Source organism: Propionispora sp. 2/2-37 (genome assembly GCF_001298735.1).
Classification (GTDB): domain Bacteria; phylum Bacillota; class Negativicutes; order Propionisporales; family Propionisporaceae; genus Propionispora.
In genome coordinates this window covers 74216-99893 of sequence record NZ_CYSP01000001.1, presented here as the reverse complement: position 1 = coordinate 99893, position 25678 = coordinate 74216, and the positions used below count along the sequence as shown (strand labels likewise).

General features: G+C 45.2%; 27 protein-coding genes. 2 read left to right on the top strand and 25 right to left on the bottom strand.

Annotated features, from left to right (window positions below):
• Positions 1-7: 7 nt before the first annotated feature.
• From murD to mraZ, 8 genes are all read right to left on the bottom strand, one after another.
• Positions 8-1375, bottom strand: coding sequence for a UDP-N-acetylmuramoyl-L-alanine--D-glutamate ligase (gene murD / locus P22_RS00490; protein WP_054258246.1), 1368 nt, complete (start codon positions 1373-1375; stop codon positions 8-10).
• Entirely contained in the window at positions 1372-2352 is a 981-nt protein-coding gene (mraY, locus tag P22_RS00485; protein ID WP_054258245.1) for a phospho-N-acetylmuramoyl-pentapeptide-transferase, read from the bottom strand. The genes murD and mraY overlap by 4 nt, the downstream gene beginning before the upstream one ends.
• Before the next feature lie 18 nt (positions 2353-2370).
• Positions 2371-3753, bottom strand: a complete 1383-nt coding sequence (gene murF / locus P22_RS00480; RefSeq protein ID WP_054258244.1) for a UDP-N-acetylmuramoyl-tripeptide--D-alanyl-D-alanine ligase — start codon at positions 3751-3753, stop codon at positions 2371-2373.
• Complete coding sequence (locus P22_RS00475) at positions 3753-5243, bottom strand: UDP-N-acetylmuramoyl-L-alanyl-D-glutamate--2,6-diaminopimelate ligase (RefSeq protein WP_054258243.1); 1491 nt, start codon at positions 5241-5243, stop codon at positions 3753-3755. The genes murF and P22_RS00475 overlap by 1 nt, the downstream gene beginning before the upstream one ends.
• Positions 5244-5306: 63 nt before the next feature.
• Positions 5307-7403, bottom strand: coding sequence for a stage V sporulation protein D (locus tag P22_RS00470; RefSeq protein ID WP_054258242.1), 2097 nt, complete (start codon positions 7401-7403; stop codon positions 5307-5309).
• Positions 7404-7419: 16 nt separating this feature from the next.
• Positions 7420-7881 carry a septum formation initiator family protein gene (locus P22_RS00465; protein WP_054258241.1) on the bottom strand — a complete coding sequence of 154 codons (462 nt, stop codon included), beginning with the start codon at positions 7879-7881 and terminating at the stop codon, positions 7420-7422.
• Between the two features lie 42 nt (positions 7882-7923).
• Positions 7924-8856, bottom strand: a complete 933-nt coding sequence (rsmH, locus tag P22_RS00460; RefSeq protein ID WP_054258240.1) for a 16S rRNA (cytosine(1402)-N(4))-methyltransferase RsmH — start codon at positions 8854-8856, stop codon at positions 7924-7926.
• Positions 8857-8868: 12 nt separating this feature from the next.
• Positions 8869-9300: a division/cell wall cluster transcriptional repressor MraZ gene (gene mraZ, locus P22_RS00455; protein WP_054258239.1), complete on the bottom strand. Its 432-nt coding sequence runs from the start codon at positions 9298-9300 to the stop codon at positions 8869-8871.
• A gap of 276 nt (positions 9301-9576) precedes the next feature.
• Between mraZ and P22_RS00450 the strand changes: the two genes are divergently transcribed.
• Positions 9577-9789, top strand: coding sequence for a DUF1858 domain-containing protein (locus tag P22_RS00450; RefSeq protein ID WP_054258238.1), 213 nt, complete (start codon positions 9577-9579; stop codon positions 9787-9789).
• Here the strand turns inward: P22_RS00450 and P22_RS00445 are convergent.
• The 4 genes from P22_RS00445 to P22_RS00430 form a co-directional block, all read right to left on the bottom strand.
• On the bottom strand, positions 9752-10045 hold the full coding sequence (locus P22_RS00445) for a FeoA family protein (protein ID WP_054258237.1): 294 nt from the start codon (positions 10043-10045) through the stop codon (positions 9752-9754). The two genes, P22_RS00450 and P22_RS00445, sit on opposite strands and share 38 nt — an antisense overlap.
• A gap of 22 nt (positions 10046-10067) precedes the next feature.
• Positions 10068-11987, bottom strand: coding sequence for a ferrous iron transport protein B (gene feoB / locus P22_RS00440; protein ID WP_235814522.1), 1920 nt, complete (start codon positions 11985-11987; stop codon positions 10068-10070).
• A gap of 119 nt (positions 11988-12106) precedes the next feature.
• Positions 12107-12430 (bottom strand): thioredoxin, encoded by a 324-nt coding sequence (trxA, locus tag P22_RS00435; protein ID WP_054258235.1) that lies wholly within the window; start codon positions 12428-12430, stop codon positions 12107-12109.
• A gap of 79 nt (positions 12431-12509) precedes the next feature.
• On the bottom strand, positions 12510-13337 hold the full coding sequence (locus P22_RS00430) for an RMD1 family protein (protein WP_054258234.1): 828 nt from the start codon (positions 13335-13337) through the stop codon (positions 12510-12512).
• A gap of 113 nt (positions 13338-13450) precedes the next feature.
• Here P22_RS00430 and P22_RS00425 point away from each other — a divergent pair, with 113 nt between their 5' ends.
• Positions 13451-13783 carry an arsenate reductase family protein gene (locus P22_RS00425; RefSeq protein ID WP_054258233.1) on the top strand — a complete coding sequence of 111 codons (333 nt, stop codon included), beginning with the start codon at positions 13451-13453 and terminating at the stop codon, positions 13781-13783.
• A gap of 4 nt (positions 13784-13787) precedes the next feature.
• Here the strand turns inward: P22_RS00425 and cobC are convergent, their stop codons facing one another.
• The 13 genes from cobC to cobM all read right to left on the bottom strand — a co-directional run bounded on the left by cobC (position 13788) and on the right by cobM (position 25669).
• On the bottom strand, positions 13788-14396 hold the full coding sequence (gene cobC, locus P22_RS00420) for an alpha-ribazole phosphatase (protein ID WP_054258232.1): 609 nt from the start codon (positions 14394-14396) through the stop codon (positions 13788-13790).
• Positions 14397-14400: 4 nt separating this feature from the next.
• Positions 14401-15489 carry a threonine-phosphate decarboxylase CobD gene (gene cobD, locus P22_RS00415; RefSeq protein ID WP_072169763.1) on the bottom strand — a complete coding sequence of 363 codons (1089 nt, stop codon included), beginning with the start codon at positions 15487-15489 and terminating at the stop codon, positions 14401-14403.
• A gap of 3 nt (positions 15490-15492) precedes the next feature.
• On the bottom strand, positions 15493-16365 hold the full coding sequence (locus P22_RS00410) for a GHMP family kinase ATP-binding protein (protein WP_054258231.1): 873 nt from the start codon (positions 16363-16365) through the stop codon (positions 15493-15495).
• Positions 16366-16426: 61 nt separating this feature from the next.
• Positions 16427-17179, bottom strand: coding sequence for an adenosylcobinamide-GDP ribazoletransferase (gene cobS, locus P22_RS00405; protein WP_054258230.1), 753 nt, complete (start codon positions 17177-17179; stop codon positions 16427-16429).
• Between the two features lie 40 nt (positions 17180-17219).
• Complete coding sequence (gene cbiB / locus P22_RS00400) at positions 17220-18170, bottom strand: adenosylcobinamide-phosphate synthase CbiB (protein ID WP_054258229.1); 951 nt, start codon at positions 18168-18170, stop codon at positions 17220-17222.
• A 3-nt stretch (positions 18171-18173) separates the two neighbouring features.
• Positions 18174-19700: a cobyric acid synthase gene (locus tag P22_RS00395; RefSeq protein ID WP_054258228.1), complete on the bottom strand. Its 1527-nt coding sequence runs from the start codon at positions 19698-19700 to the stop codon at positions 18174-18176.
• Between the two features lies 1 nt (position 19701).
• Positions 19702-20262 carry a bifunctional adenosylcobinamide kinase/adenosylcobinamide-phosphate guanylyltransferase gene (gene cobU / locus P22_RS00390; protein ID WP_054258227.1) on the bottom strand — a complete coding sequence of 187 codons (561 nt, stop codon included), beginning with the start codon at positions 20260-20262 and terminating at the stop codon, positions 19702-19704.
• Between the two features lie 29 nt (positions 20263-20291).
• Positions 20292-21665, bottom strand: a complete 1374-nt coding sequence (locus P22_RS00385; RefSeq protein ID WP_054258226.1) for a cobyrinate a,c-diamide synthase — start codon at positions 21663-21665, stop codon at positions 20292-20294.
• A gap of 43 nt (positions 21666-21708) precedes the next feature.
• Positions 21709-22332 (bottom strand): precorrin-8X methylmutase, encoded by a 624-nt coding sequence (locus tag P22_RS00380; protein ID WP_054258489.1) that lies wholly within the window; start codon positions 22330-22332, stop codon positions 21709-21711.
• Positions 22333-22360: 28 nt separating this feature from the next.
• On the bottom strand, positions 22361-23128 hold the full coding sequence (cobK, locus tag P22_RS00375) for a precorrin-6A reductase (protein WP_054258225.1): 768 nt from the start codon (positions 23126-23128) through the stop codon (positions 22361-22363).
• Positions 23125-23814, bottom strand: a complete 690-nt coding sequence (gene cobJ / locus P22_RS00370; RefSeq protein ID WP_054258224.1) for a precorrin-3B C(17)-methyltransferase — start codon at positions 23812-23814, stop codon at positions 23125-23127. Before cobJ ends, cobK begins: the two co-directional genes overlap by 4 nt.
• 5 nt (positions 23815-23819) lie before the next feature.
• The gene (locus P22_RS00365) at positions 23820-24917 is read right to left on the bottom strand and encodes a cobalt-precorrin 5A hydrolase (RefSeq protein WP_054258223.1); all 1098 of its coding nucleotides are present in this window, start codon (positions 24915-24917) and stop codon (positions 23820-23822) included.
• The gene (cobM, locus tag P22_RS00360; RefSeq protein ID WP_054258222.1) at positions 24914-25669 is read right to left on the bottom strand and encodes a precorrin-4 C(11)-methyltransferase; all 756 of its coding nucleotides are present in this window, start codon (positions 25667-25669) and stop codon (positions 24914-24916) included. Before cobM ends, P22_RS00365 begins: the two co-directional genes overlap by 4 nt.
• Positions 25670-25678: the final 9 nt, after the last annotated feature.

Sequence of the window (25678 nt, the reverse complement as noted above, 5' to 3'; positions counted from 1 at the left end):
CAACTCCTTAACCCAATTTTTGCACTAACCTTTTAAATTCCCTGCCACGTTCTTCGTAATTAGTAAACATGTCATAACTGGAACAAGCCGGTGATAATAGCACTACTTGCGGTGCTCGGGCAATTTGATATGCCTTATCCACGGCTGCTTCAAGAGTTTCTGCAGGGTAAATGTGTTTCACACCGTTTTGTTCTGCCGCCAGCGTAAAGCGCTCAGCTGCTTCGCCAATGAAAATTACGGCATCGGTTTTATGCTTAACCAAATTCATGAATTCAGTCAAATCAGTGTTTTTATCACGACCACCCGCAATCAGTACAATATTCCCCGGGAATGCCTCTAACGCCTTTATCGACGATTCCGGATTGGTTGCTTTCGAATCATTGTAATAGGTAACCTGATTAATGGTTGCCACAAGTTCAATACGATGCTCCACCCCTTCAAAGGTACGCAAAACAGCAGCCATTTTATCTACCGGTACACCGGCAAAAAAAGCAACACCACAAGCGGCCAGAGCGTTTTCTACATTATGCGCCCCAAACAATTTCATTTCCCTGACTGAACATACCGGATAAACCTTTTCATTCCAATCTATGGTAATGATATCATTCTTTACATAAACGGCAGAGCGCATTTCTTCCTCCCTTCGGCTGAAATAAAGCACCTGGGAAGAGACTTTACGGGCCATATCTCGAACGATATGATCGTCGTAGTTAAGAATAAGAAAATCTTCCGGTCCCTGGGTGGCGAAAATACGCTCTTTCATGGCTATATACGTTTGCATGGTTTTATGACGGTCAAGGTGATCCGGAGTTATATTGAGAATAGCAGCAATCCGTGGATGAAAGTTTTTCACTCCTTCAAGCTGAAAACTTGATATCTCAGCGATAACTGCCCCCTCAGCCGGAACCTCGGCTACTTCCTGAGACAACGCGGCACCGATATTACCGCCGACAACAACATGTTGATTGGTAGTTTTTAGCATATCACCAATCAGTGTCGTGGTGGTAGTTTTTCCATTGGTACCGGTTACTGCCACAATGGGTGCCCGGCACAAACGATAGGCAACCTCAACTTCACTTATAACCTCAATTCCCAAGTTTCTTGCCTTACTAATTAAAGGACTATAAATAGATATTCCCGGTGAGACAACAATATAATCAAAATCAGTTAATAAAAGTTCGTTCTGTTTGCCTAATGCCAGCGTAACACCTTCACCGATCAGCTTACTGAAATCTTTTCTTATCTCCTCTTGGCATTTAGAATCGCTCAGAGTAACAACTGCACCGATATTCTGCAAAATATGAGCCACCGACATGCCGCTGATACCGGCCCCCAAGACTAGCACATTTTTGTTCTGGAATTCTTTAACGCTCATCCGCCAAAGCCTCCTGTTCTGCTGACACCTAAAGCAACTAATGCAACCGCACTGAAAAACACTCCGGCTAACCAGAAAACAGTGACTACTTTTGCCTCCGACCAACCGGCCAATTCAAAGTGATGGTGAATCGGACTCATCAAAAATACCCGCTGGCCGGTTGTTTTAAAGAAAGCAACCTGAATAATTACCGACAATGCCTCAATGACAAATACTCCACCGACAAGAACCAGCAAGAGTTCCGTTTTTGTCATAACGGCAACTGCCGCCAGTGCTCCGCCCAAAGCCAAGGAACCGGTATCTCCCATAAACACCTTCGCCGGATGGGCGTTAAAACGTAAAAACCCCAATGCAGCTCCTGCCAATGCCGTACAGAAAATAGCCAGTTCATATTTGCCAAAAATCATCGCAATCACTGCATAGGCTGTAGCCGCAATGGTTGTCGTCCCGGCAGCCAAACCATCTAATCCGTCCGTTAAATTCACCGCATTTGTTGTTCCAACCAGTACCAAAAAAATTAAAATATAATAGAGTGGCCCCAGATCAACATTCACTCCTAAAAACGGCACCCATAAATCCGTACCACGTCCCAAATAAACAGCAGCAATATAAGATAAAACAGCAGCCATAATAATTTGGCCCAGAAGCTTTTGTTTTGCTTTCAAACCCAAAGACCGTTTTAGTACAACTTTGATAAAATCATCCAGGAATCCGATGAGGCCATGTCCCAAGGTTACAAACAATGCCAGCCAGACTTCAAAACTTTGGCTGCCAAAAACGAGAGCAGGCACAAGCAAGCCAATCAGTATAATAATTCCGCCCATGGTCGGCGTCCCGGCCTTGGCATAATGTCTTACCGGACCTTCCTGTCTGATGCTTTGCCCAAACTTTAACCGCCTGAGTACCGGAATAACCAAGGGACCGCAAAAAACTGCTATCAAAAATGCCATTACAGCGGCATACAACAACTCTTGCATGATAAACCTCCCAATTTATTAGCCAAAAATCTCTGCAATTTTCTCCATTTTCATGCCGCGGGATCCTTTGATCAAAATCGTGTCATCACTATCCATCAATTGCCGCAATTCTTCCATTGCCTGCGCATGGTTTTCGCAGGCAATGACTGTTTTTACGCCGCCGGCCTGAGCAGCATCGGCGATACTGCCGGCAAGTCTGCCGACAGTGATGACAATATCCACCTTATATCGTGCCAGAAGTTCACCAATATGCCGGTGTGCTGTTTCGGCAACATTCCCCAGCTCCAGCATGTCTCCCAGGACTGCCACTTTTCTGCCACCCGCTATTTCCGCCAGCGTAGCAATAGCGGCAGCCATCGACATCGGGCTGGCATTATAGGCATCATTTATCAACGTATAGCCCGCTTTCTTTTCGATATGAAGACGCATCCCGCTTGCCTGAAAAGTTGACAGCCCTTCCCTGATTTCCTGTGCGTTTAGTCCCAAAGCGCATCCTACAGCAACGGCTGCCAGCGCATTATATACATTATGCCGCCCCACTGTCGGCACAGATACAGGAAAAGTCTCTTGCAGGCAATGACAGGCAAATACCATTTCTTTATTATTACTTATACCTATATTATCCGCCCAGACGGCAGAATCAGGTGTCAGTCCGTAGGTAACTAATCTAGCTTTAGTCCTTCCGCCCATCTGTCTGACATAATGATTGTCTCCGTTTAAAACAACCACTCCCTCGGGGGGAATCGACTCCACCAATTCACTTTTAGCGGCTGCAATGTTTTCCAGAGAGCCCAACAACTCAAGATGAGTTTCTCCCACATTGGTCACAATGGCCATATTGGGCAAAGCAATGCCAGCCAGTTCTTTTATTTCGCCTAAGCCGCGCATCCCCATTTCCACCACTGCGGCTTCATGCACAGAAGTCAATTGCAGCAAGGTCAAAGGTAGACCAATTTCATTATTATAATTGGCCTCGGTTTTTAACACCTTATATTTACGTGACAACACCGCTGCCGTCATATCCTTGGTGGTAGTTTTGCCATTAGATCCTGTAACAGCAATTACCGGTATAGAATACCGGCTCCGGTGGAATTTAGCTAATTGCTGTAAGGCAGCCAGAGTATTTTGGACCGTAATGACCACACACGGCGCGGCTTCATCCATATCTGCTATAACAGCTTTACTGACAAGAACACCGGCTGCTCCCTTTTGAACAGCCTGCGTTATAAAATTATGTCCGTCAAACCTTTCGCCTATAAGGGCAACAAACAGATCTCCGGGATGAATTGACCGCGTATCCGTCGACACGCCGGTAAACCGTACTGCAGAATCACAGGGAGCCATTCGGTTAAGATTATTGCCCACCGCCTGAGAAACTTCCTCAATGGTAAACTCTGCCATCAACCGATCATCTCCCGGATATATTTTCTAGCTATTTCCCTGTCGTCAAAATGAATGGTTTGATCTTTGAGTATCTGATATGTTTCATGCCCCTTTCCGGCAATAACGACGATATCATCTTTTTGCGCCAGCTCCAGCGCTCTTTTTATGGCCTGCCGGCGGTCAGGAATTTTCTCATAGATCTTGTCACTCTGTAATTTATTTTTTATCCCTACCTCAATTTCGTCCAAAATCGCATAAGGATCTTCTGAACGGGGATTATCAGATGTAGCCAAAACCACATCCCCGTATTCTGCCGCCAATCCTCCCATAATCGGACGTTTCGTGCGGTCACGGTCACCGCCGCAACCAAATACCACAATGATCCGTCTTTGGGCAATTTGCTGTGCTGTTTTCAGGATATTTTCCAGGCCGTCCGGGGTATGAGCGTAATCTACAATAACACTGTACGGTTGTCCTTCATCCACCAGTTCAAAACGTCCCGGGACACTCTTAAACTGCTCCAGCGCCTTCTGAATGATTTCCGGCCGAACCTTTTCAGCCAAAGCAGCACCTACGGCACCTAACACATTATATACATTAAACATACCTGTAATCTGCAGTTTTATATCTAAGTGTCCAAAAGGCCCCTGGACAGTGATTGAAGAACCTGAAGCCCGGATATCTGTTCTTACAGCCTGCAGATCGGCAGCAGTTTCTTTTACAGCATACGTAATGGTAGGACAGTGCGAACTTTGTAATATGGCACCGGCTGCAGCATCATCTAAATTTACGACGGCGGTCTTGCCTGCTTTTAAAGAATCCGTACTACTAAGCAACTGAAATAACCGTGCCTTGGCTTTAAGATAATTCTCAAAAGTCCCATGGAAATCCAAATGATCCTGTGTCATATTAGTAAAAATGCCCACATCAAACTCGCAGCCGGCAATTCTGTTCAGTGCCAGCGCATGGGAAGATACCTCCATAACCACATAGTCAATATCAGCATCTACCATTTGTGCTAATATTGACTGCAGTTCGACAACATCCGGCGTCGTATTTTTCACCGGAAGCACCCGCTCAGCAATTAGCGTCTGTATAGTACCAATAACACCCACTTTATAACCGGCACAACGTAGAATATCGCGTAAAAGATAGGTCGTCGTGGTTTTCCCATTCGTACCGGTAACGCCAATCATACGTAATTTTCGTCCGGGAAAACCAAAAAAATAAGGAACAATAGCCTGCATAGCCTTTCTTGTATCAGCCACCTTAATTCTTGTCATGTTACCCGGAAGCTGAACCTCTCTTTCCACAACCGCTGCTACCGCACCGGCCTGAAAAGCCTGGCCGATATAATCGTGGCCATCAGTCTTGACTCCCGGCAGGCAAATAAACAGCGTCCCTTCGGTAACCTGCCGGGAATCGCATACTATATTGCGTATGGTTTGCAACTTTTCACCATCCACTACAGCATCCGGCAAAAGTCCTACTATTTCGTCCAATGTCATTATAGCAAAACCTCCTGTATCCTAATAACTATTATTACCAGTATTGCCGATTATATCGTTGCGTCATTCTTCAAAATATACCGTAACAATTGAACCCGACGGAGCTTTACTGCCCGGAAGCGGGTCCTGGCGCAATACTTTTTCCCCATTACCGTCCGGCCGGATGCTTAACCCGGTCTCGCCCAGCATTCCTGCAGCCTCAAGCAGAGACATCCCTCGGCAATCCGGCACGGTAATCTCCGACCAGCCATAGCGCGGAGTTGCCGTATAAAGCAAGACATTAACCCCCTGAGGAACCCGGCTGCCCGGTTTGGGTATTTGATCGGTAATACGTTCTCCCGACTCTTCAATTATACCATTCAACTCCATCTTTTTTAATTCAGCTATCGCCTCTGCCGGTAATCGGTTAATCACATCCGGGACAATGACATGCGTTCCGGGATTTTCTTTCTCTTCATCGTCAGACAGCTGTGGCTGCACTTGTAAATATTGCATAATATCTTTCATTACACTGCCGAAAACCGGCGCCGCAATTTGACCACCGTAGTATAATCCTACCGGCTCATCAATAACGACCAATAAAGCTACTTGAGGATTATCAACGGGAGCAAAACCAACAAAAGAGGCCACATATCGTCCGGGCATATATCCCCCTCCCCCTACCTTTTGTGCAGTCCCCGTCTTTCCGGCAACCCGAAATCCCTCAATATATGCATTTCTTCCTGTACCTTTTTCTACAACCTTTTCCAAAATTCCTTTCACCTCTTGCGCTACCGCCGGAGTCACAACCTGTTTTATAGTGTCAGGCTTAAAATCGCGGATAACCTGCCCTTTTTTGTCACGTATCTCGCGAACAATCTGCGGTCGCAGCAATTGTCCGTCATTGGCTACCGCCGCTACTGCCGTCAACAGCTGAATCGGCGTCACAGCTATGCTTTGTCCCATAGCCATTGTGGCAATATTAATGGGTTTAACTTGGTTAGGATCAATAATGATACCTTTGGCTTCCCCTGGCAAATCGATGTCAGTTGCCCTGCCAAAGCCAAATGAACGTAAATACTGGTAAAATGGATCTTTACCAAGCTTCAAACCCACATTAACAAAACCAACATTGCAGGAATTTTGCACAACTTCCTCAAAACTCTGACTGCCATGCCCGCCATGTTTCCAGCAATGAATCGTCCTGCCCTGGACTTCAACTGATCCTGGGTCAAAAAACCGATCAGACAGTTTCACGACTCCAGCGCCCAGCGCAGCGGTTGTAGTAATAATTTTAAATGTTGATCCCGGTTCATAGGCATTGGAAACGGCGATATTACGCCAAAGTTTGGGAGAATAATCTGCAAAATGATTGGGATTATAATCCGGCCTGTTGGCAAGTGCCAGGATTTCACCGGTATGCGGCGCAATGGCAATAATAGATGCCGCCTGGGCCTGTGTTTCCTTCATAACCTTATCCAGCTCGCGTTCGACAATTTGCTGAATAACGACATCTATTGTCAATTGAATATTATTTCCATCGGTTGGAGCCAGAAACTTATGACTTGCATACGGGATTTCCCGTCCACGGGCATCATATTCAATAACAATACTGCCCGGCCGTCCCTTAAGGTAACTGTCGAAAGTGATTTCCACCCCATCCAGTCCCTGGCTGTCAATACCGGTAAACCCTAAGATATGAGCAGCCAAATTATCATACGGATAATAACGCCGGCTTTCCTCTGTCAAGCCAATGCCAGGTATACTCAAGGCCTTAATGGCCTTGGCCTTATCCGTGGGTATTTTACGTTCTATCCAAATAAAAGCCTGATGTTTCTTTAATTTTTCAGCAATTTTATTCTGATCCAACATTAAAATAGCAGCCAATTTGGCTGCTGTATCCTCAACATCGTGTATTTCCGCAGGAATAGCATAAACTGAATCGGTACTTATGCTGATACCCAGTTCCCTGCCATTACGATCAGAAATCGTCCCGCGTTTTGCTTCAACCGGAATTTCTCGAATACGTTGATCTTTAGCATTTTCAGTAAGCCAGTCGCTTTTATAAAACTGCAAATACATGAGCCGGCAACACAAAGCCGCCATAATAAAGGCAACAAACAAAAAAAGACAAGTAATCCTTTTTCTCACTACAACATGGGTCACAAGCGGCAAGAGCATCTCCTCCAAACAAAGATTAGCGCGTCTTGCTTGCCTCCGCCTTTGCCGATTTAACCAGATTTACCAGTCGATTCGATAGAGACGCCGTCTCCTTTACCGGAACCTTTGCTGAAGATTTTGGCTCGCTAACAGCATAATAGATATTGCGGGGTATTACCATCCCTAACTCACTGGTAGCTATTTGTTGGATGCGCTGCGGAGATTTCAGTTTGGCAATGTCAAGACGCAACAGTTGATTTTCCTTCTCCATTTTGGCCAGCTGCGCTTTGGTCTGCACCAGATTATACCCTGCTCTAATAATAGCTTCACTCTGTACTGTAAACAAGATCGCTATGGCAGCCAACAATAGAACCGTAATAAAAAATTTAGCACGCAAAGCAATATTAGGCCGTTCAGTATATTGCACTCTGGCGGGCAGGGTTTCCTGGTTCGTTTCTTGAGAATATAACTCCCAATCCTCTTTTCTTTTTACTAACATAGTATTTCCCCTCCCCAGATATTAGAACAAAATAGTAGTTAGTTATACCTTTTCCGCAATCCTTAACTTGGCACTACGCGCACGTGGGTTTATTTCCAGTTCTTGCGGCGACGGACAAACGGGTTTGCCGATAATCTTAATTTTAGGCTTTTTATGGCAGACACACACAGGAAAACGCGGTGGACATTCACATCCCTTTGCCAATTCACTTAACGTCTGTTTGGCAATCCGGTCTTCCAAGGAATGAAAAGTTATAATGCAGAGACGTCCTCCGGGGTTCAACCGTTCAACAGCGGCACGAAATGCATCCCGTAATATTTCCAGCTCACGATTCACTTCTATGCGTATGGCCTGAAAAGTACGTTTTGCCGGATGAGGCCCTTCCCGGCGGGCTGCTGCCGGAATGGCGCTTTTTATAATTTCTACCAGACGGCCCGTCGTATCGATCGATTTCTCTGTTCTTGCCTCTGCAATAAATTTGGCAATCCGTTTCGCCCAACGTTCTTCACCATAACTCGAAATTATCCTGGCCAGCCGCTGTTCATCGTAGGTATTGACAACATCACACGCCGAAATCTCAGCCTGCGGATTCATACGCATATCAAGCGGTGCATCCTGCATATAGGAAAATCCGCGTTCTGCCACATCCAATTGATGCGAAGAAACCCCTAAATCCCAAAGAACACCATCCACATTAGTTATATGTAAATCATCCAGAATATGTTTCAAGTTGGAAAAATTATCTTTTATAATATCCACCCTGCACAACGCCGGCGATAATCTCTCTCTCGCTGCCTGAATGGCTGCCGGATCTTGATCGATCCCTACAAACCATCCTGATGTATTTAACTGAGAAATAATTTTCCGTGCATGTCCGCTGCCACCGAGCGTACAGTCAACATAAATTCCATTCGCCTTTGTGACTAAAGCCGCAACACTTTCTTCCAGCAGAACACTAACGTGGCTAAACTCCATTGCTTTCACTCCCTAGATTCCTAAATCAACCAAGTTCTCTGCTATATCCGCCACCGTAGGTCCAATTTGTTCATTATAATCATCCCAAACATCTTTACTCCAAATTTCAATTCTACTGGAAACACCAATAATAACCACATCTTTATCAAGCTTTGCATATTCACGCAAATTGACTGGCAGTAAAAAACGCCCCTGTTTATCACATTCAAGTTCTGAGGCCCCAGCGAAAAAAAATCGTACAAACGCTCTAGCCTCTGTTTTCGCCAATGGCAGTTGCTTTAATTTATTTTCCAGGTTGCTCCATTCTTCCTTAGTATATACAAACAAACAGGTATCAAGTCCCTTGGTAACAACAAAACTGTCACCGATTTCTTCGCGGAATTTTGCCGGTAAAATGAGACGTCCCTTATTATCAACACTATGAAGGAATTCTCCCATTAACACCTTATTTCACCATCCCGCCAATAACTTCCCACCACTTTACACCACATTAAACCACTTTTTATTATAATTTCGGTAAAAAAAATAAAAATCCTTCATAAATTATGCAGGATTTTTATTTTTTCCTAGTTTTGGGTCTTTTGTCCTATGCTAAACTTAGTCTTGTTAGGAAAACAGGATGCATACTGCCTTCGGAAAGAATTATACTATATTATGCTACCATGACAGTCCGGAAACAATATGTTATAATTAAAATATCGTATTAAGGAGGACAATTCAATGACGATTACCAAAAAAATGAGCATAATGGAAGTTGTGCAAAACCACCCTGAAACAGTAGATATATTCCGCAATTATGGTATGGGCTGCTTAGGCTGTGCAGCGGCACGATTTGAAAATATCGAACAGGGAGCTGCAGCCCATGGCATTGATATTGATGCACTAGTTGCGGATCTTAATAAAACGGTTGCACACCATACAAAAAAAGACTGAAGATGTTAAAAGAAGGCCGTTGTTTTTTGCCTTCTTTTTTATTTACTATAATCATTCCCGCAATATCATGATCCAGGGCAAGTTGTGTATATTCGGCCTGAACTACATAGACCGGATAGGTTTGTAAAACTTCTATCTCAATTCCGGGCAGAATGCCCAGAGAAGTAAGCTTGCGGAGATTTTGCTCTGCCAGTTCTTTAAAATGAAGCACAACTCCCTTTTCTCCTGCTTTTAAAGCGGTTAATGCACTTACCAACCAGCTTGCCCTCCTTTTCACTTTATATAGAAACCGGCAAAAAACATAATAGCCAGTTAACAAAAATTCCCGATGCAATCGACACTGTCATGATTAAAATGAGCATAAGTAAAGAAGCAACTCCTCCCCGTTCCCTACTCATAACAGCCATTTGTGCTATGCAGGGTACAAATAGGGTCAGCACTATTGATGCAACAAGCAACTGTTGCCCGCTCAAAACTCCTAACCGGCACAAATCATACAACCCGGCTGTTCCATAGTCTCGGCGAAAAAATCCCAGCAAAAAAACGGCTGCCATGCTTTCCGGCAATTGCAAGAGAGCTGTAACCGGTATAATCGTTTGAATAATATATGGTAAAAAACCAATTCGTTCAAAAACCCATAATATAATACTGGTAATAATAAATACCGGTAAAATTTCCGCCAGATACCATATGATGCGCGTATATACTTTTGTAAGCACATTTGAATAAGCCGGTATTCGCAAAGGAGGAATTTCTAAATAAAAAGAACTCCGTTCTCCGGGAATGACTTTTGCGCTCAACCACCCGGCTAAAAGAAATATAATAAGAATATATATAGACCACACAAAAAAACCAACCGGATGTGAAGATAAAATAGCCAATACCATCCCAAGTTGGGCCGAACAGGGTATGGTTAAAGACAGTAAAAAAGTTGCCAGCAGCCGTTCTCTTTTTGTTTCCAGCGTACGGGTAACAATCACCGCCATTGTTCCACAGCCAAAACCAAGAATAATGGGGATCACTGCCCGCCCGTTCAAACCCAGGAATTTGAACATGCCATCCACCAGCATGGCCAGTCTGGGCAGATAACCACAATCTTCCAGAATAGAAAACATAAAGAAAAAAGTTCCGACAATCGGTAAAATGATGGCCAGGGTATAACGGATGCCCATGGAAAAAATTCCATATTCACCAACTAGTAATGAACGGCCCCAGTCCCAAGGGACCAAATGATAAATCATGTTTGTCGCCATCGGGGTTATATACTGTTTAAACAGGATATTATCGATATAATCAACTAAAAATCCCGCACCAAATTTGCCGACAAATTCATAAAATCCGAAATATAAAACGATACAGACCAAAACCCCTCCGATAAAGGGCTCGCGGGTCCATTTGCCTAATGAATCGCCAACTGATAAAACGGTATGTGTTTTCCCCTTAAGCACAGCACTTACAATCGTATTAACCATATCATATTCTTCCGCCGTTATGCGATAAAAGAGCTTACTGCCAGCAGCCTTTTTAATTTGATCAGCAAGAACTTTCCCTTCATTTCCCCTGCCAATTTCTTCTTGCAATATGGTGTCTTGTTGTAAGAGCAGTATTGCGGCCATACGCAATGATAAACCATAACCATGTGATAAATGAGCACTTATATGAGAAATTTCTTCTTCTATTGTTTCTGAAAACTGCCTATAGTACCTTTTCTCCGATGGTATTAGTTCATAAGCTGCAACATACTTTTTTAACCCTTCTATGCCTTTTTTATGGAGTGCCTCCGTAGCAACAACCGGAATTCCCAGAATACCGGCCAGAGCGGTTATGTCAATGCGTATCCCCAATTGCTTCGCTTCATCCATCATATTGATCGTAAGGCAGACCGGAAATCCAGCTTCAATCAGTTGCAAGGTAAGCGGCAGCATTCGCCTGATATGCTTGGCATCAATAACATGTATTACCAAATCCGGCTTTTCGGTGCATAGCAACCGTCGTGTTACCGACTCTTCTTCCGTAATAGGCATTAGGGAATACATTCCGGGCGTATCAATTATTTCACAGGCAATCCCGCAACAAGTACTATTGCTCCTAGCAATTTCCACTGTTGTGCCCGGGTAATTGGATACCGTTGTATACCTCCCAGTCAAGCAGTTAAATATAACGCTTTTCCCAACATTTGGCGATCCTACCAACGCCACTTTCCGCAAACTTCTGTCCCTCCAGCTTCATCAGATAGTACTGCTATTTCCTATGCAAATAACCGGAGGTATATGATAAAAAAGAAATGAGTGCATCATATACGATGCGCTCATTTCTTTTACAGAAGCGATGAAAGTTTGGCTGAAATTGCAGATTTAGGCATATAACCCATCAGTTTTTCGGTCTGTTCCCCACCCTTAAATAAAATCATTGTGGGCAAGCTCATAACTCCATAGGATTGAGCTAACGAACGATTTTCATCCACATTTACCTTAACTATTTTCACCTTTGTACCAAGTTCTGCCGCCAACTCTTCCAATACTGGCGATAGTTTGGTGCAATACCCGCACCATGGAGCCCAAAAATCAACTAATACCGGCGTGGTGGAATCAACAACTTCTTCCTGAAAGTTATCCTGATTTGCATTTAAAAGATTCGACATGTATGGTCCTCCTTTTCGATTATATTAATTATATATTTCCAAACAACCCGTAATGTTATAAAAAATTTCAGAACCTTATTTAGGCAGCAGTCTTCCAGAACAAATCATACAAAGATAAAACGATCTCTAAGGCGATCAGAATAATAATCGCCCACTCCAAACGTGTCCCGCGGTTTGATTGTACCAACCCTGCAAACACATTGGTAATATCCATTAATACCGCCGTTTTGTGATGAATATTATTATAACGCTCGGTTAGTTCAAACAAACGGGCCAATTCCTCAAACAACTTGCCGGCTTCCTCGTTAGTCCATGTAATGTCCGGTTTATCCAGCAACATAATATAGGACACCGTGTTTAATTTAAAACCTAACGCATTGGCCGACATTTTAGCAAGTTTTTGGTCAGATACCGTTAGCTGCCCCTGATTTAATTTATCAATGACATCTTCTGTTTTATCCAACAATAACCCAATTTCGCTTTCAATTTTTTCCAAAGCAACCGATTTTGCCAGAACGACGGAAATAATCTCCAAATGATATTGCTCAGCTCGCTCAACAACGATATAATCATTCGTGATAGTTGCCGGTGTCTCACTATCCATACTTAAATTATAATTGTCGACAAATTTAAAGATATCTGCTAGATTAATATCTGCTTCCAGTGCTTTTATATACTGGACAACCGTCATAATATCGGAATGAGAAAAATTCACAAATACCGCACTGCCGAAGGAAAATAGATAAACGATCTTACCCTGCGCATTGGTAATAATTTTTTGTAAATAAAGTTCGCCCAAAATCAATGAATCTTCCCATTTAAATTTACGATTAATGCCAAAATGGTTAGCGATGGAATTAAGATTTAATTCCTTACTTAAAATAACGGCCTCAAATTCCGACAGCACAGATAATCCTCCTTAACCCACGAGGAGCGAATTTACCCTCTAGAGGATATTATACCGCATTTTTCCAACAAATTACAGACAAAGAACAAAAAAACAGATTGGTGGTACTTCTTATGAATATTCAAATATTTGGCATTAAAAAATGCCAGAACACCCGTAAAGCCGAACGCTTCTTTAAAGAAAGAGGGATTAAGTACCAGTTCATTGACCTGACTGTAAAAGGGGTCAGTAAAGGAGAATTAAGAAGCATCAGTCAACGTATCCGTCTGGATGATTTAATCAATAAGGAAGGCAAAGAATACCAAAAAATGCATCTGAAGTATATATTACATGACATTACAGAAGTCTTGCTGAATAACCCGTTACTGTTTACCACACCGATTGTCCGTAATGGCGCGTCAGCCACGGTCGGTTATCAGCCGGAAGAATGGAAAACCTGGAAATAACCCTTTACTCTTTAAGATGGTGCGTATCGTTCAAAAGGGCAACCACCGGATAAGCCTCGTTGAACTCAATAATATTAACTGCCGTATTGTCTTGCTTTATTTTCCAAATGTGGTTTAAATGAATATTAAGTACTGCGCACAGCAAGGTTCGAATGGTGCCGCCATGCGATACCAGCAAGATAGTCTCATCAGGATGTCTGGCTAATAAAGTTTCCAGACAATGAAAAGCCCGTTCTTTCAATGTTCGGAACGTTTCGCCCCCGGGTACCTGACTTTCATCCGGATTGTTATATAACGTTTTTATAAGCTCAGGCCAGCCGGCATATATTTGTTCATAAGTAAGCCCTTCCCATTTACCAAAATTAATCTCCCGCAATTCAGCTAAACCGCTAACAGGCAGCCGATGTTTCGCTGCAATAATTTCCGCTGTTTTAAAGGCCCGGCTTAAATCGCTGGCGTACACGGCCTGAATAGGCTCATCGGCCAAACGCTTCGCCGCCAGTTCTGCCTGCCGTATCCCCTGCTCACTTAAGACAATATCACTATGTCCCTGATATTTATGTTCCAAATTCCAGGTTGTTTGTCCATGTCTTACCATAATTACTTTTGTCATACAGTCACCTCTTACTCATTACTGTCTCCAGAGCGGCCAGTAATCTCTCATTTTGTCTTGGCTGTTTTACAGCCACACGGATATATTCATTGGATAAACCAGGATAATTGCTGCAGTCACGCACAAGTATACGATATTGTTCCAGCTTATTGCGTAGCTCCTGAGCGGAAAATCCGGTTAATTTTATATTGATCAATATAAAATTAACCGAAGGCGGATAAGGCTTAATACAAGAAAGAGCAGATAACGCCGTGTATAATTCGTCCTTAACTTTTTGTACAAAACATTTGCTGCGTTCCCGGTAGTCGTCATCATATAACACCGCCACGCCTGCACTTTGTGCCAGTGAATTCACATTCCATGGATCCTTGCCGGCATGAAGCATAGCAGTAATTGGATCATTGGCCGCAGCAAATCCTAACCGCAGGCCGGGCATGGCATAAAATTTAGTGAGCGAATGGATAATGATCAGATTAGGATAAAGCGGCAACAAATGCCGGCAAGAATAAGAACGGTCATCATCTAGAAAATCCAGAAAAGACTCATCCACTACAACAAGGGTATTTTCTCCTTTTAAAGCCTCTAAAATAGTCTGAATATCCTGATACTGCAGCAAGTTACCGGTCGGATTGTTCGGATTTCCTAAAAAGAGCATATCCACTCCGGCTGCACATTTTATCCACTCATGGAGATCAATTGCAAACCTGCTGTCCGGCTGCAGGTAATAATAAGCAACTTCGGCACCACTGGCGCGTGCGGCCCGTTCATATTCACCGAAAGTGGGAGCGGCAACAAGCACTTTTTGGGGTTTTAGCATATGGCACAGAAGATAAATAACCTCCACTGCACCATTACCAACAGTAATGCTGCCCTCCGGAATCCCGTAGCGAAAGCGGATTGCCTCCTTTAGCTCCCTGGCTTCGGTATCCGGATAATGAATAATATAAGGCAAAGCCCGATTGACTGCTTTTACCAAACTGTCCGGCATACCTAACGGATTAATGTTAGCACTAAAATCCAAAAATTCCGCCATATGAATCTTTTTATCCCGCATAGCGGCATAGAGATTACCGCCATGTTCATAATTTTGCACGGTTTAATCACCTACCTGTATACGCAATCCTCCAGATATCAATTTGACTGTCCGGATATAGCGAATGCCCGGACAAGCAACTTGAACCGCCAAAATACATTCAACAAGCTGTTCAGGCTTTGCCGGAGAATAAAGAATTCCCACAATGGTTCCACTGTGAGCTACATTAACGCCAAACGCACCATATGCTTTACTGACGCTGATAACTTCTTCCAGGTACTCTTTATATAAAATCGGCTGATTGGCCAAAGCACTCAAAGTAGCTCCACTTCCAATTAATTCTGGATTACCTGACGCAATTCCTTTAACTACCTGGTTCACTGCCTCAATTATTTTTTCTTCCTTATTGCTGTTCAGAGAATGCAGATCCTTCCGCCGGTTAAATTCCAGCGTATCAATTTCTCCTCCGGTATCAAACAAAGCAATATTAATGTGAGGAGGCCGGCCCAGTTGTCTCCGAACGCGCCCCTGAAGATGATCAAACATAACAATTCCCGGATAAAAAACAGCATCCGTTGGCTCAATAGCCAAGGCAATGTCCGCTATCTCATCAACCGTTATTTCTACCCCGGCCCATAGTGCAGCCGCTTGACAGGCGGCACTTATATCGGCACTGCTTGAGGCCATGCCTTTCCCCGTTAGCAGTTCCGAAACGACTTTTATCCGGCAATCCGGTCGCTTCCTGCCCAAATAAGCGAAAGTCCTCTCTATAGCCAGCCGTACTTTTTCCGGCTCATGTTCCAAATCGTATTCTCCTGCAGTCATTTCAATACAGGAATAAAGATCTACCGGGCAGGTGATTAGAAAATTCTGTCCAGCAATTGTTCCTTGTACCAATTCACCGCAAGACCCTGGAACTTCCACTTTTACTTTCATGCCTTCATTCTCCTGATCCACATTTCTTGAATGCCAACTTATATAACACTACTTGAACAACTTAAAAAAGTAAAACATAAAAAAACAGTACCAATAATTCCGTTACTTCTGTAATCGCCCCATAGGCATCTCCCGTCAAGCCGTGCAAAATCCGGCTGATGTACCCAGCAAAAAGAAGGCCGCAGCAAACTGCTGCAAATCCGGCAAATAGTGCCTGCTTACCAAAAAGAACAACGATGATCAGTGAATAAAATAAAGCAATATATAAAGATTGTTTGCCGGCATATTGGTTAAACGCTTTTCCCATTCCATCCGCTCTGGCATAGTCGAAGCAGGTAATACCCACCACCATGCATAACCGCCCTAAAACAGGCATTAGAAAAATAGCACCGGGCAGAAATTCTAGAGAGATATCCATCAAAAAAGACCATTTCATTAAAACAAACAAAATAAAAGCTGTTACTCCGTTGGCACCAACACGACTGTCCTTCATAATCTCCAGCATTCGCTCTCTCGGCCGCCCGGAGAAAATCCCGTCAATAGTATCCATAAAACCATCGCAATGCAGCCCGCCGGTCACTATAATATGTGCAGCTACAAGCAAGGTCGCCAGAATATGGCGTGAAAACGAGATCCCGGCCAACGGCAGGTACTGTTCAACGATTAAATAAACGGCAACTAATACCAAGCCAATAACCGCCCCAACGAGCGGGAAAAAAACAACACTGCGGCCAAAACGCTCTGCTGTCCAGGTATCTTCCCGAAAAAAGCGAATGCGTGTTAAAAATTGCAGGCCTGTAATAAAATCCTTCATATATCATTGTCAAGCGTCGCTCCGCTTTCCTTTCTCCAATTTACTGTTTGATAAACTGCAAAACCAGACATAGACCAAGAAAAATCAAGGTACTGGCATACATGAGGTTGATTGACCGCGTAATATGCATAGGCCTCAAGGGACCCGGCCCGTTACCCATATAGGCACGGAAAGAGGCAACCCCGCCATAATAATTTAATCCGCCCAGTCTGATGCCTAGCGCACCGGCTGTTGCCGCTTCGGGGATTCCGCTGTTAGGGCTGGGATGACGGTGCGCATCCCTTAAAACGGTCTTTGCCGCTCCTGCAGCATCATAGTTCAGAATCCAGGAGGCAAACACTAAAAGAACCCCGGTTAGACGTGCCGGTATATAATTAAACATATCATCTACACGGGCGGCTATCCTGCCAAAATACAGATATTTATCATTTCTATAGCCGATCATTGAATCCATTGTATTTACCGCCCGGTATAAAAAAGCCAGCGGTACTCCACCGATGAAATAGTAAAAAAGCGGGGCTATAATACCATCAACAATATTTTCGGCAATGGTTTCCACGGTAGCTCTGGTTATTTCGGCCACATTAAGTTTGTCCGTGTCCCGGCCCACAATCCAGCCCACCTTATAGCGGGCTTCTGAAAGGTTACCGGCTGATAAGTACTCTCCGATTTCTCTGCCTGCCTTGGCCAGACTATTGGGGGTAATAACAAAAGCAAGTAAACAGGCTTCCAACCAAAAAGCCACTGCCGAAGGCAAGGTGGCAAAAAAACCGACAACATACCACAAGATACTATAGACAATGATTAAAACCAGAACCACCAGCAGGCCACCGGCCATTATCTGCAAAGCCTGGGCAGCCCTGGGACAGAGTAGCTTCTGTTCCAAAACGGCAATCAATTTGCCAATCATCACTACGGGATGACAGGAAGAACGCGGATCACCAATAATACAATCAACAACCACGGCGGCGATTGGAAGAAATTCTTTCATACCTCAACAACTCCGTAAATTCATTAAACGATATACGGCCTTCATATCCAGATGTCTGCGCACTATATCGGCCAAACGGTTATAGCTGGCCTGCTTCTCAGCCCGGGTATTATGCTTGCGGACAATCGACGGCAACCCGTTACGCTCCCGCAGTTTGTCCAAAATAGACTGACGATAGCCGTCATTATCAAAAATCCCGTGAATATAGGTCCCCATAACCAACCCGTCCTGTCTGACGATCCCATCATAACATTCCGTGTCTTGCCCGGAACGGCTGGTAATGGTAAATGTATGACAATACGTCTCCTGTGGCTCCGTTCGCCCCATATGAATTTCATATCCGGTCAGTGCATGATCTGTATAATCTATGCCAAGAAATCCCTGCCCGTTACAGGAAGCCGTAATCTGATGGGTAACCTTATCCGGTAAAAAAGTAGTAATGATATTCAGCAAACCTAACCCCTTCTGGTTTTCTAACCGGGATTCCGTATGGTCCGGGTCACGAATCTCCATCCCCAGCATTTGGTAACCGCCGCAAATGCCGATCAGCGGCGTCCCCCTTGATACTAGACGGACAATTTCCTCTTCATAGCCCTGCTCCCGTAAATACAATAAATCTTCCTGGGTATTCTTGCTGCCGGGTAAAATAATCAAATCAGGACACCCTATTTTTTCACCCCGTTTGACATAACGGACGGCGACATCGGGCTCTCCCGCCAGTGCATCAAAATCAGTAAAGTTGGAAATTTTAGGTGTCCGTAAAACAGCAATCTCCAACTCCCGCTTTTCTGCCACAACTTTTTCATCTAAGGAAACCGAATCTTCATCATCAATGCCCAATTGTTCAATATGCGGAATAACTCCCAAAACCGGTTTACCTGTCTTTTTCTCCAAAAACTCAAGCGCCGGCTGAAGCAGCCCAATATCCCCCCTGAATTTATTGATGATAATTCCCTTGACAAGTTCACGTTCATCGGCTTCCAACAATTCCAACGTCCCGACAACGGCAGCCAGGGCACCGCCCCGGTCGATATCGGCTACAAGCAGTACAGGTGCCTGTGCTAGTTTGGCAACACGCATGTTGACAATATCCTGAGCTTTAAGATTGACCTCCGCCGGACTTCCGGCACCCTCGATAACCATAATATCATAGGCATTTGACAGGGTATGCAGACATTCCTTGACCGCCTGTAGCGCTTTTAGACTATATCCGTTATGATATTCGGCGGCCGACATATTGCCTACCGGAGTGCCCTTTAAAATTACTTGTGAACAAGAATTACCCGTCGGTTTCAATAATACGGGGTTCATTTCCACAGCAGGTTCCAGTCCGGCCGCTTCTGCCTGAGCCACCTGAGCGCGTCCCATTTCCCCGCCTTCCCTGGTAACATAGGAATTAAGAGCCATATTTTGCGCCTTAAAAGGTACGACTTTAAAGTCATCCTGGAGAAAAATACGGCATAAAGCAGTTGTTAAAATGCTTTTTCCCACATGCGAACTGGTACCTTGCAACATTATCGTCTTAGCCATATTACACTTCCTCGTTCGGTAGATTCTTGATAGGCAGTGGGATACCGGAAACAACCAGATATACTTCCTGCGCAAGCTCCGCCACCTTTTGGTTAACCCAGCCGGCTATATCGCGGTACTCACGGGCCAAAGCATTATCAGGGACAATGCCACACCCGACTTCGTTTGTTACAAAAACGACCGTACCTTTTCCTGACCGCGCAGTCTTTAGTAAAATATCTATTTTTTCCAGTATATACGCAGCCCGTTTCCCGTTATCCTTAGGTGCCTGTTCGGCTAAAAGGAGATTACTGGTATATAAAGTCAGGCAATCGAACAAGACTACACCGGCCTGCTGCAATGCTTTTTCCAGTGCGTTCTCCGCATTGTAAGGGGCCTCAAAGGTAATCCAGGAATCAGGCCGGCGCTGACGGTGAAGTCTTACCCGCTGCGCCATCTCCTCATCATAGATCTGTGCTGTAGCGATATACGCAATGCTACTTCCTGCATCCCCGGCGTATTTTTCCGCAAACGCACTTTTGCCGCTTCTGGCACCACCCGTTATCAAAATTATCCTGGCCATCACAGCTTCAACTCCTGCCTGTAAACTCTTTATTTCCTGCTCTTGAACTGCCAGCACCGCTTTAAAAAGCGATGAGCGGCCTGCCGGTTGCCCGCAAAATGGATATGAAGATAAGAAGCCAAAACATTATCTCGGGCATATCCACCCCGATAGACATTTCCCGTACGGATCTTCACCATTTTATAAGCCCAGGGAAAGGTTCGCTCATCATCCGGTATCATCCGTGAAAAATGGAATTCATGCCCACGTAGCGACTGGCCACTTTGGCCAAGCAGCGTGTCTTGTTGTGAAACAGCTTCCACATAACCTACCGTTTGCAGCTTCTGTTCCATCACGCAAGTTGCCGGGATAACTCCGGCCATCTTGCGCACCTTGCCCGAAAAATCGACAATTTCTCTGGTTAAGTACATTAATCCGCCGCATTCGGCATAAATTGGCATCCCCTGCTGAGATGCACGTAATACAGCAGTACACATCTTTTGATTCTCCGTCAGTTCCTGTGCAAACATTTCCGGGAAACCACCGCCAAAAATAATTCCGTCTGCTTCAGGAAGATCTTCATCAGCTAACGGACTGAAGAAAATCAGTTCAGCCCCCAATGATTGTAATATATCTAAGCTTTCCGGATAATAAAAAGAAAAGGCTTTATCCTGAGCCACACCAATGCGGAGCGGGAATACTTCGGGATAGTGACTTGCTGTATCCACCTCGATAGCGGCGGTTTTATCAGCCAGTTCCAGCAGACGCTCCAGGTCAACCTGAGTCTCAAGCGTTTGTCCCAGTATTTCAATTACTTTTTCCACATTACACTCTGTAACCGGAGTAAGCCCTAAATGACGCTCTGGTAAACTGAGTTCTGTATCGCGGTATATACATCCCAGCACGGGGACATGGATTCTTTGCAGTGCCTCAACCACTAAATCCCGGTGTGTGGCTGAACCAAGACGGTTAACAATCACCCCGGCCAGTTTTACTTCCGGATCGTATGCTTTAAATCCTAACACCGTAGCTGCAATGCTCTCTCCCATAGACCTGGCATCTACCACTAAAATCACCGGTGCCTGTAGCATCTTAGCAATGGCCGCTGTGCTGCTGATTCCTTTACGGCCGCCATCATATAATCCCATGACGCCTTCAATTACTACAATATCATTACCCTGCGCCGTTTTGGCAAAAACTCTTACTGCCATATCCGGAGGCATCAGCCAGGTATCCAGATTATGCGCCGGTTTCCCGCTCGCCAACCGGTGAAACCCGGGATCAATATAATCCGGTCCTACCTTGTAAGACTGGACTTGCATTCCCCGGGCCGCCAAGGCTGCCAGCAATCCCGTCACGACCGTCGTTTTGCCGACTCCACTTTGTGTTCCAGCTATCACAACCCGCGGTATAGTTATTTGCATTCTTATCCCCCCCTTACAGCTTTTTCTATAAGGCATTCTGTAATTACGCCCCCATATACAACAGGGCATTTATAGCGGCAGCAGCAATCGGACTGCCGCCTTTATTGCCTGATACCGTGATATAAGGCACCGGAGAGACCTCAGTCAACAACTGTTTAGACTCACTGGCTCCGACAAAACCGACAGGAACGCCCACGATTAATGCCGGTCGTATGCCCGTCTGCTCCATTAGCGTAATAAGCTCAAACAAAGCTGTGGGAGCATTGCCAATAGCCACTACCGCACCATTCATTTTTTCCCCAAAGGTACGTATTGCGGCCATCGAGCGGGTAATACCCTGTTTTTTTGCTTCAGTTGCTACCGTTTCATCCGCTATTAAACAAAGAGCCTCCCCTCCAAAATTCATTAGCACTCTTTTATTAATGCCGGTCCGTACCATTTCCACGTCACAGAAGACATTACAGCCATGCCGCAGGGCCTGACGGCCTGAAGCAATCGCTTTTTCATGAATCCGGATAATTCCCGCATACTCCGGGTCACCTGCCGCATGGATAATACGGGAATATACTTTGACCTCTTCCGCAGTCAAATTCAGCTTATTTAAATAGGGAGCAATTATTTCCATGCTGCGCTGCTCAATGGCTGCAGGATCCTTTATAAAATTCATCATACGCTTCCTCCTGTATAGCTTCCGGCTATTTTCTGAAGTGCTGCTCCACCTGTTGCAGCACTTGTTCAAAGGAATGAACTATATTGCTGTACTCCATTGGCGGGCGGTCAATAACCACCAGTGGCAAACCCAGTTCGATAGCTGCGGATATCTTAGTATCCGTACCGCCGATACTGCCGCTGTTCTTTGAAATAACGACATCCGCCTGATAGTCTTTAAATAAAGCCATATTCAGTTCATGAGAAAATGGCCCCTGCAAAGCAACAATATCTTTCGGCTGAAAACCAAGCTTGATACATTCTGCCAAAACGTCCGGCTCCGGCAAAACACGTGCTATTAAGCGATGTTGCTGCAGGCAGGGGTGATTCTTGAAAATGCCGAGGTGCCGGCTTCCGGTCGTCAGAAAAACAGTATGGCCCAATCCGGCAGCGGTTTGGGCCGCCGCCGGATAATCCTCGGTTACAATCAGGCGCTCATAATCCGGCAAAACGGCGGACGGCCGTTCATAACGCAAATACTCTACCCCGCAGCGGTTACAGGCCTGCATGGCATGCCGTGATACATTCACGGCATAAGGATGGCTGGCATCAACCAGCAGACAGATGCCTTCCTGTTGTATCAGTTGCACCAGCCCTGTCTCGTCCAGCATACCTTCATGTACCCGGCCGATTTTCTCCTGAGCCAGCTGCTGACCGTACACACTGACCACTGAGGCCATGACGCTAAATCCCAGATTCGCCAGTTTGGCTGCCAATTCCCTGCCGTCGCGGGTACCTGCCAGAACCAGTATCATAAGGTATAACCCCTCGGAGTTATCATTCGTCCATCTTGAACAAAAGTCTGGCTATTGCCGATAATCACCAGAGAAAACATGTCGATATGTTCCTGGGTAAAACGCTCCAAACTGCTGATGACCGCCCTCTGCCCCATCCTTGAGGCATGTCCGACAATACCGACAGGCGTTAGCGGAGAACGATGACGCAACAAAATTTTCCGTACTTCTTCAATTTGTGTGGTACGCTTGAGACTTTTAGGATTGTACAGGGCAATCACGAAGTCAGCAGAACCGGCCATTTCCACCCGTTTTTGAATCATTTCCCAGGGTGTTAGCAAGTCACTCAAACTGATAACGGCAAAGTCATGCATAAGTGGTGCTCCTAAGACCGCAGCCGCCGCATTCACCGCACTGATCCCCGGGATAACGGTAACCTCCGGCCGAATGTTCTCCGGATATTGAGCTACTATTTCATATACCAGACCGGCCATGCCGTAAATCCCCGGGTCTCCGCTGGACACAACGGTCACGCGTTTTCCCTCGATGGCAATCTCCACAGCAGCCCTGCAACGGTCAATCTCCTGCATCATTCCGGTGCTGACAATCTGTTTGCCCCCCAGCAACTCGGTAATTAATTCAATATAGGTTCTATAGCCGACAACGACTTCCGCCTGTAAAATAACCTGCCGCGCCTTGTCACTCATATCGGTTAAGCTTCCCGGTCCGATACCAACAATGAATATTTGATTTCGGCCATAGCCACCGTAACTCTTCCATATTTTTTCTTGTTTATGAGTAATTTGTCGCTCTGTGCCGCCAGTAGTGCCGCCGCTTCGCATACATTTCCCACTCCTATCTGCTTTTTTACAAATGCTGAAATTTCTAGCTTCTGCCGATCAATACATCCCTGCAACTCTTCATTAGTAAAAAAGCGCAAAGGAATCCCCATGATTTCACCTGCAGTCAGCAAACCAGCCTCATCAGCCTTGACTATGCTGCTGCCGATAACTGCTATACTGTGCAGGCTGCGCCGGACCGATATCAGCGAATCCTGCAAAGCCTTCATAATTTCTCCTTCCGGTGTCCCCCTCCGGCAACCGATTCCGACTGCCAGTGTCCGCGGCCGGAGATAAATATGCGGTTTTAGACTGTTGACATTTTTATCTGTTAACAAAACAGCGGCATCATATCTGTCTTCAGCCTCCTGTCTGGCAAGCTCCGTAATAGGAATGCATTCAATTTCCATTGTTTGAGCAGCAGCTCCTATTCTCCGGGCCTCCAACAGTTCGCCATCTAAAAAGAACGCCACCCGGTCCCCGTTGGCCAAAGCCGCATTTACTGTCTTTAGGCAGGCAAAGGGTTCCAAAGTGAATCCCAGCTTTTTTGCCAATATATCAGGAGCCGTTTTTTGAGCGAGATCGGTCGCGGTGGTAATAACCGGCCTTGCCCCGATGCACCGGCTGATTTTCTCAGTTAAGGCATTAGCCCCTCCCAGATGGCCGGATAACAAACTAATCGCATGACATCCATTGTCATCGACAACAACCACCGCGGGATCCCGGCGTTTATCACGGATATAGGGAGCGATAACACGAACGGCAATACCGGTAGCCATAATAAAAACCAAACCATCGTATTTAGAAAAGATCTCCCTTACCAGTTCCCCTAAAGAGTCAAAATATTCCGTATGTGTACTTAAGCCACGGCCATTTTTGGTATAAGTATTGACCGAACCGGGAAATCCCCCGGCAATGCGCTCCGCCAGACAGGCCCCTCTCCTGGTAACGGAAATTACAGCTATTTTCATGTAGCATCCCGGTACATGTGTCCGAACTCAGGTGCATACAACCTGGACAATGCATAATCACTACCCAGACATTTTCCCACAACAATCATTGCCGTCCTGTTAACAGCTTCGTTGGACAAAATTTCAGCAATATTGGCTAAACTACCACGATAAATTTTTTGTTCCGGCCAGGATGCCTTTTGCACAACAGCTACCGGTGTTTCCGGTGAATAGCCCCCGTCAATTAACTCCTTAAGCACATCCTCCAGCATATGTACGCTCAAAAAAATGCACATGGTAGCATTATGCGCAGCCAAACTGGACAGCTTTTCTTTTTCCGGTACAGGCGTACGCCCTTCCATTCTGGTAATGATAACCGTCTGCGATACCTCCGGCAGAGTATATTCGCATTGTAATGCTGCTGCCGTAGCTAGAAAAGAACTAACACCCGGAACGATATGATAGGTAATCCTTCTTTTGTCCAAAGCATCCATTTGTTCCTTGATGGCTCCATAAATGCTCGGATCGCCCGTATGCAACCGTACGACCTGTTTGTGGTCGGCAACCGCCTGTTCTATTACACTAATAACTTCGTCAAGCGTCATTTTAGCGCTGTTATAAATGCTTGCTCCCTGTTTAACCAATCCCAAGAGAGCAGGATTTACCAAGGATCCGGCATAAATAACCACATCCGCCTCGCACAAGAACCGCTGCCCCTTTACGGTTATTAACTCGGGATCGCCGGGACCGGCACCAACAAAACAAACCTGCATATAAACTCC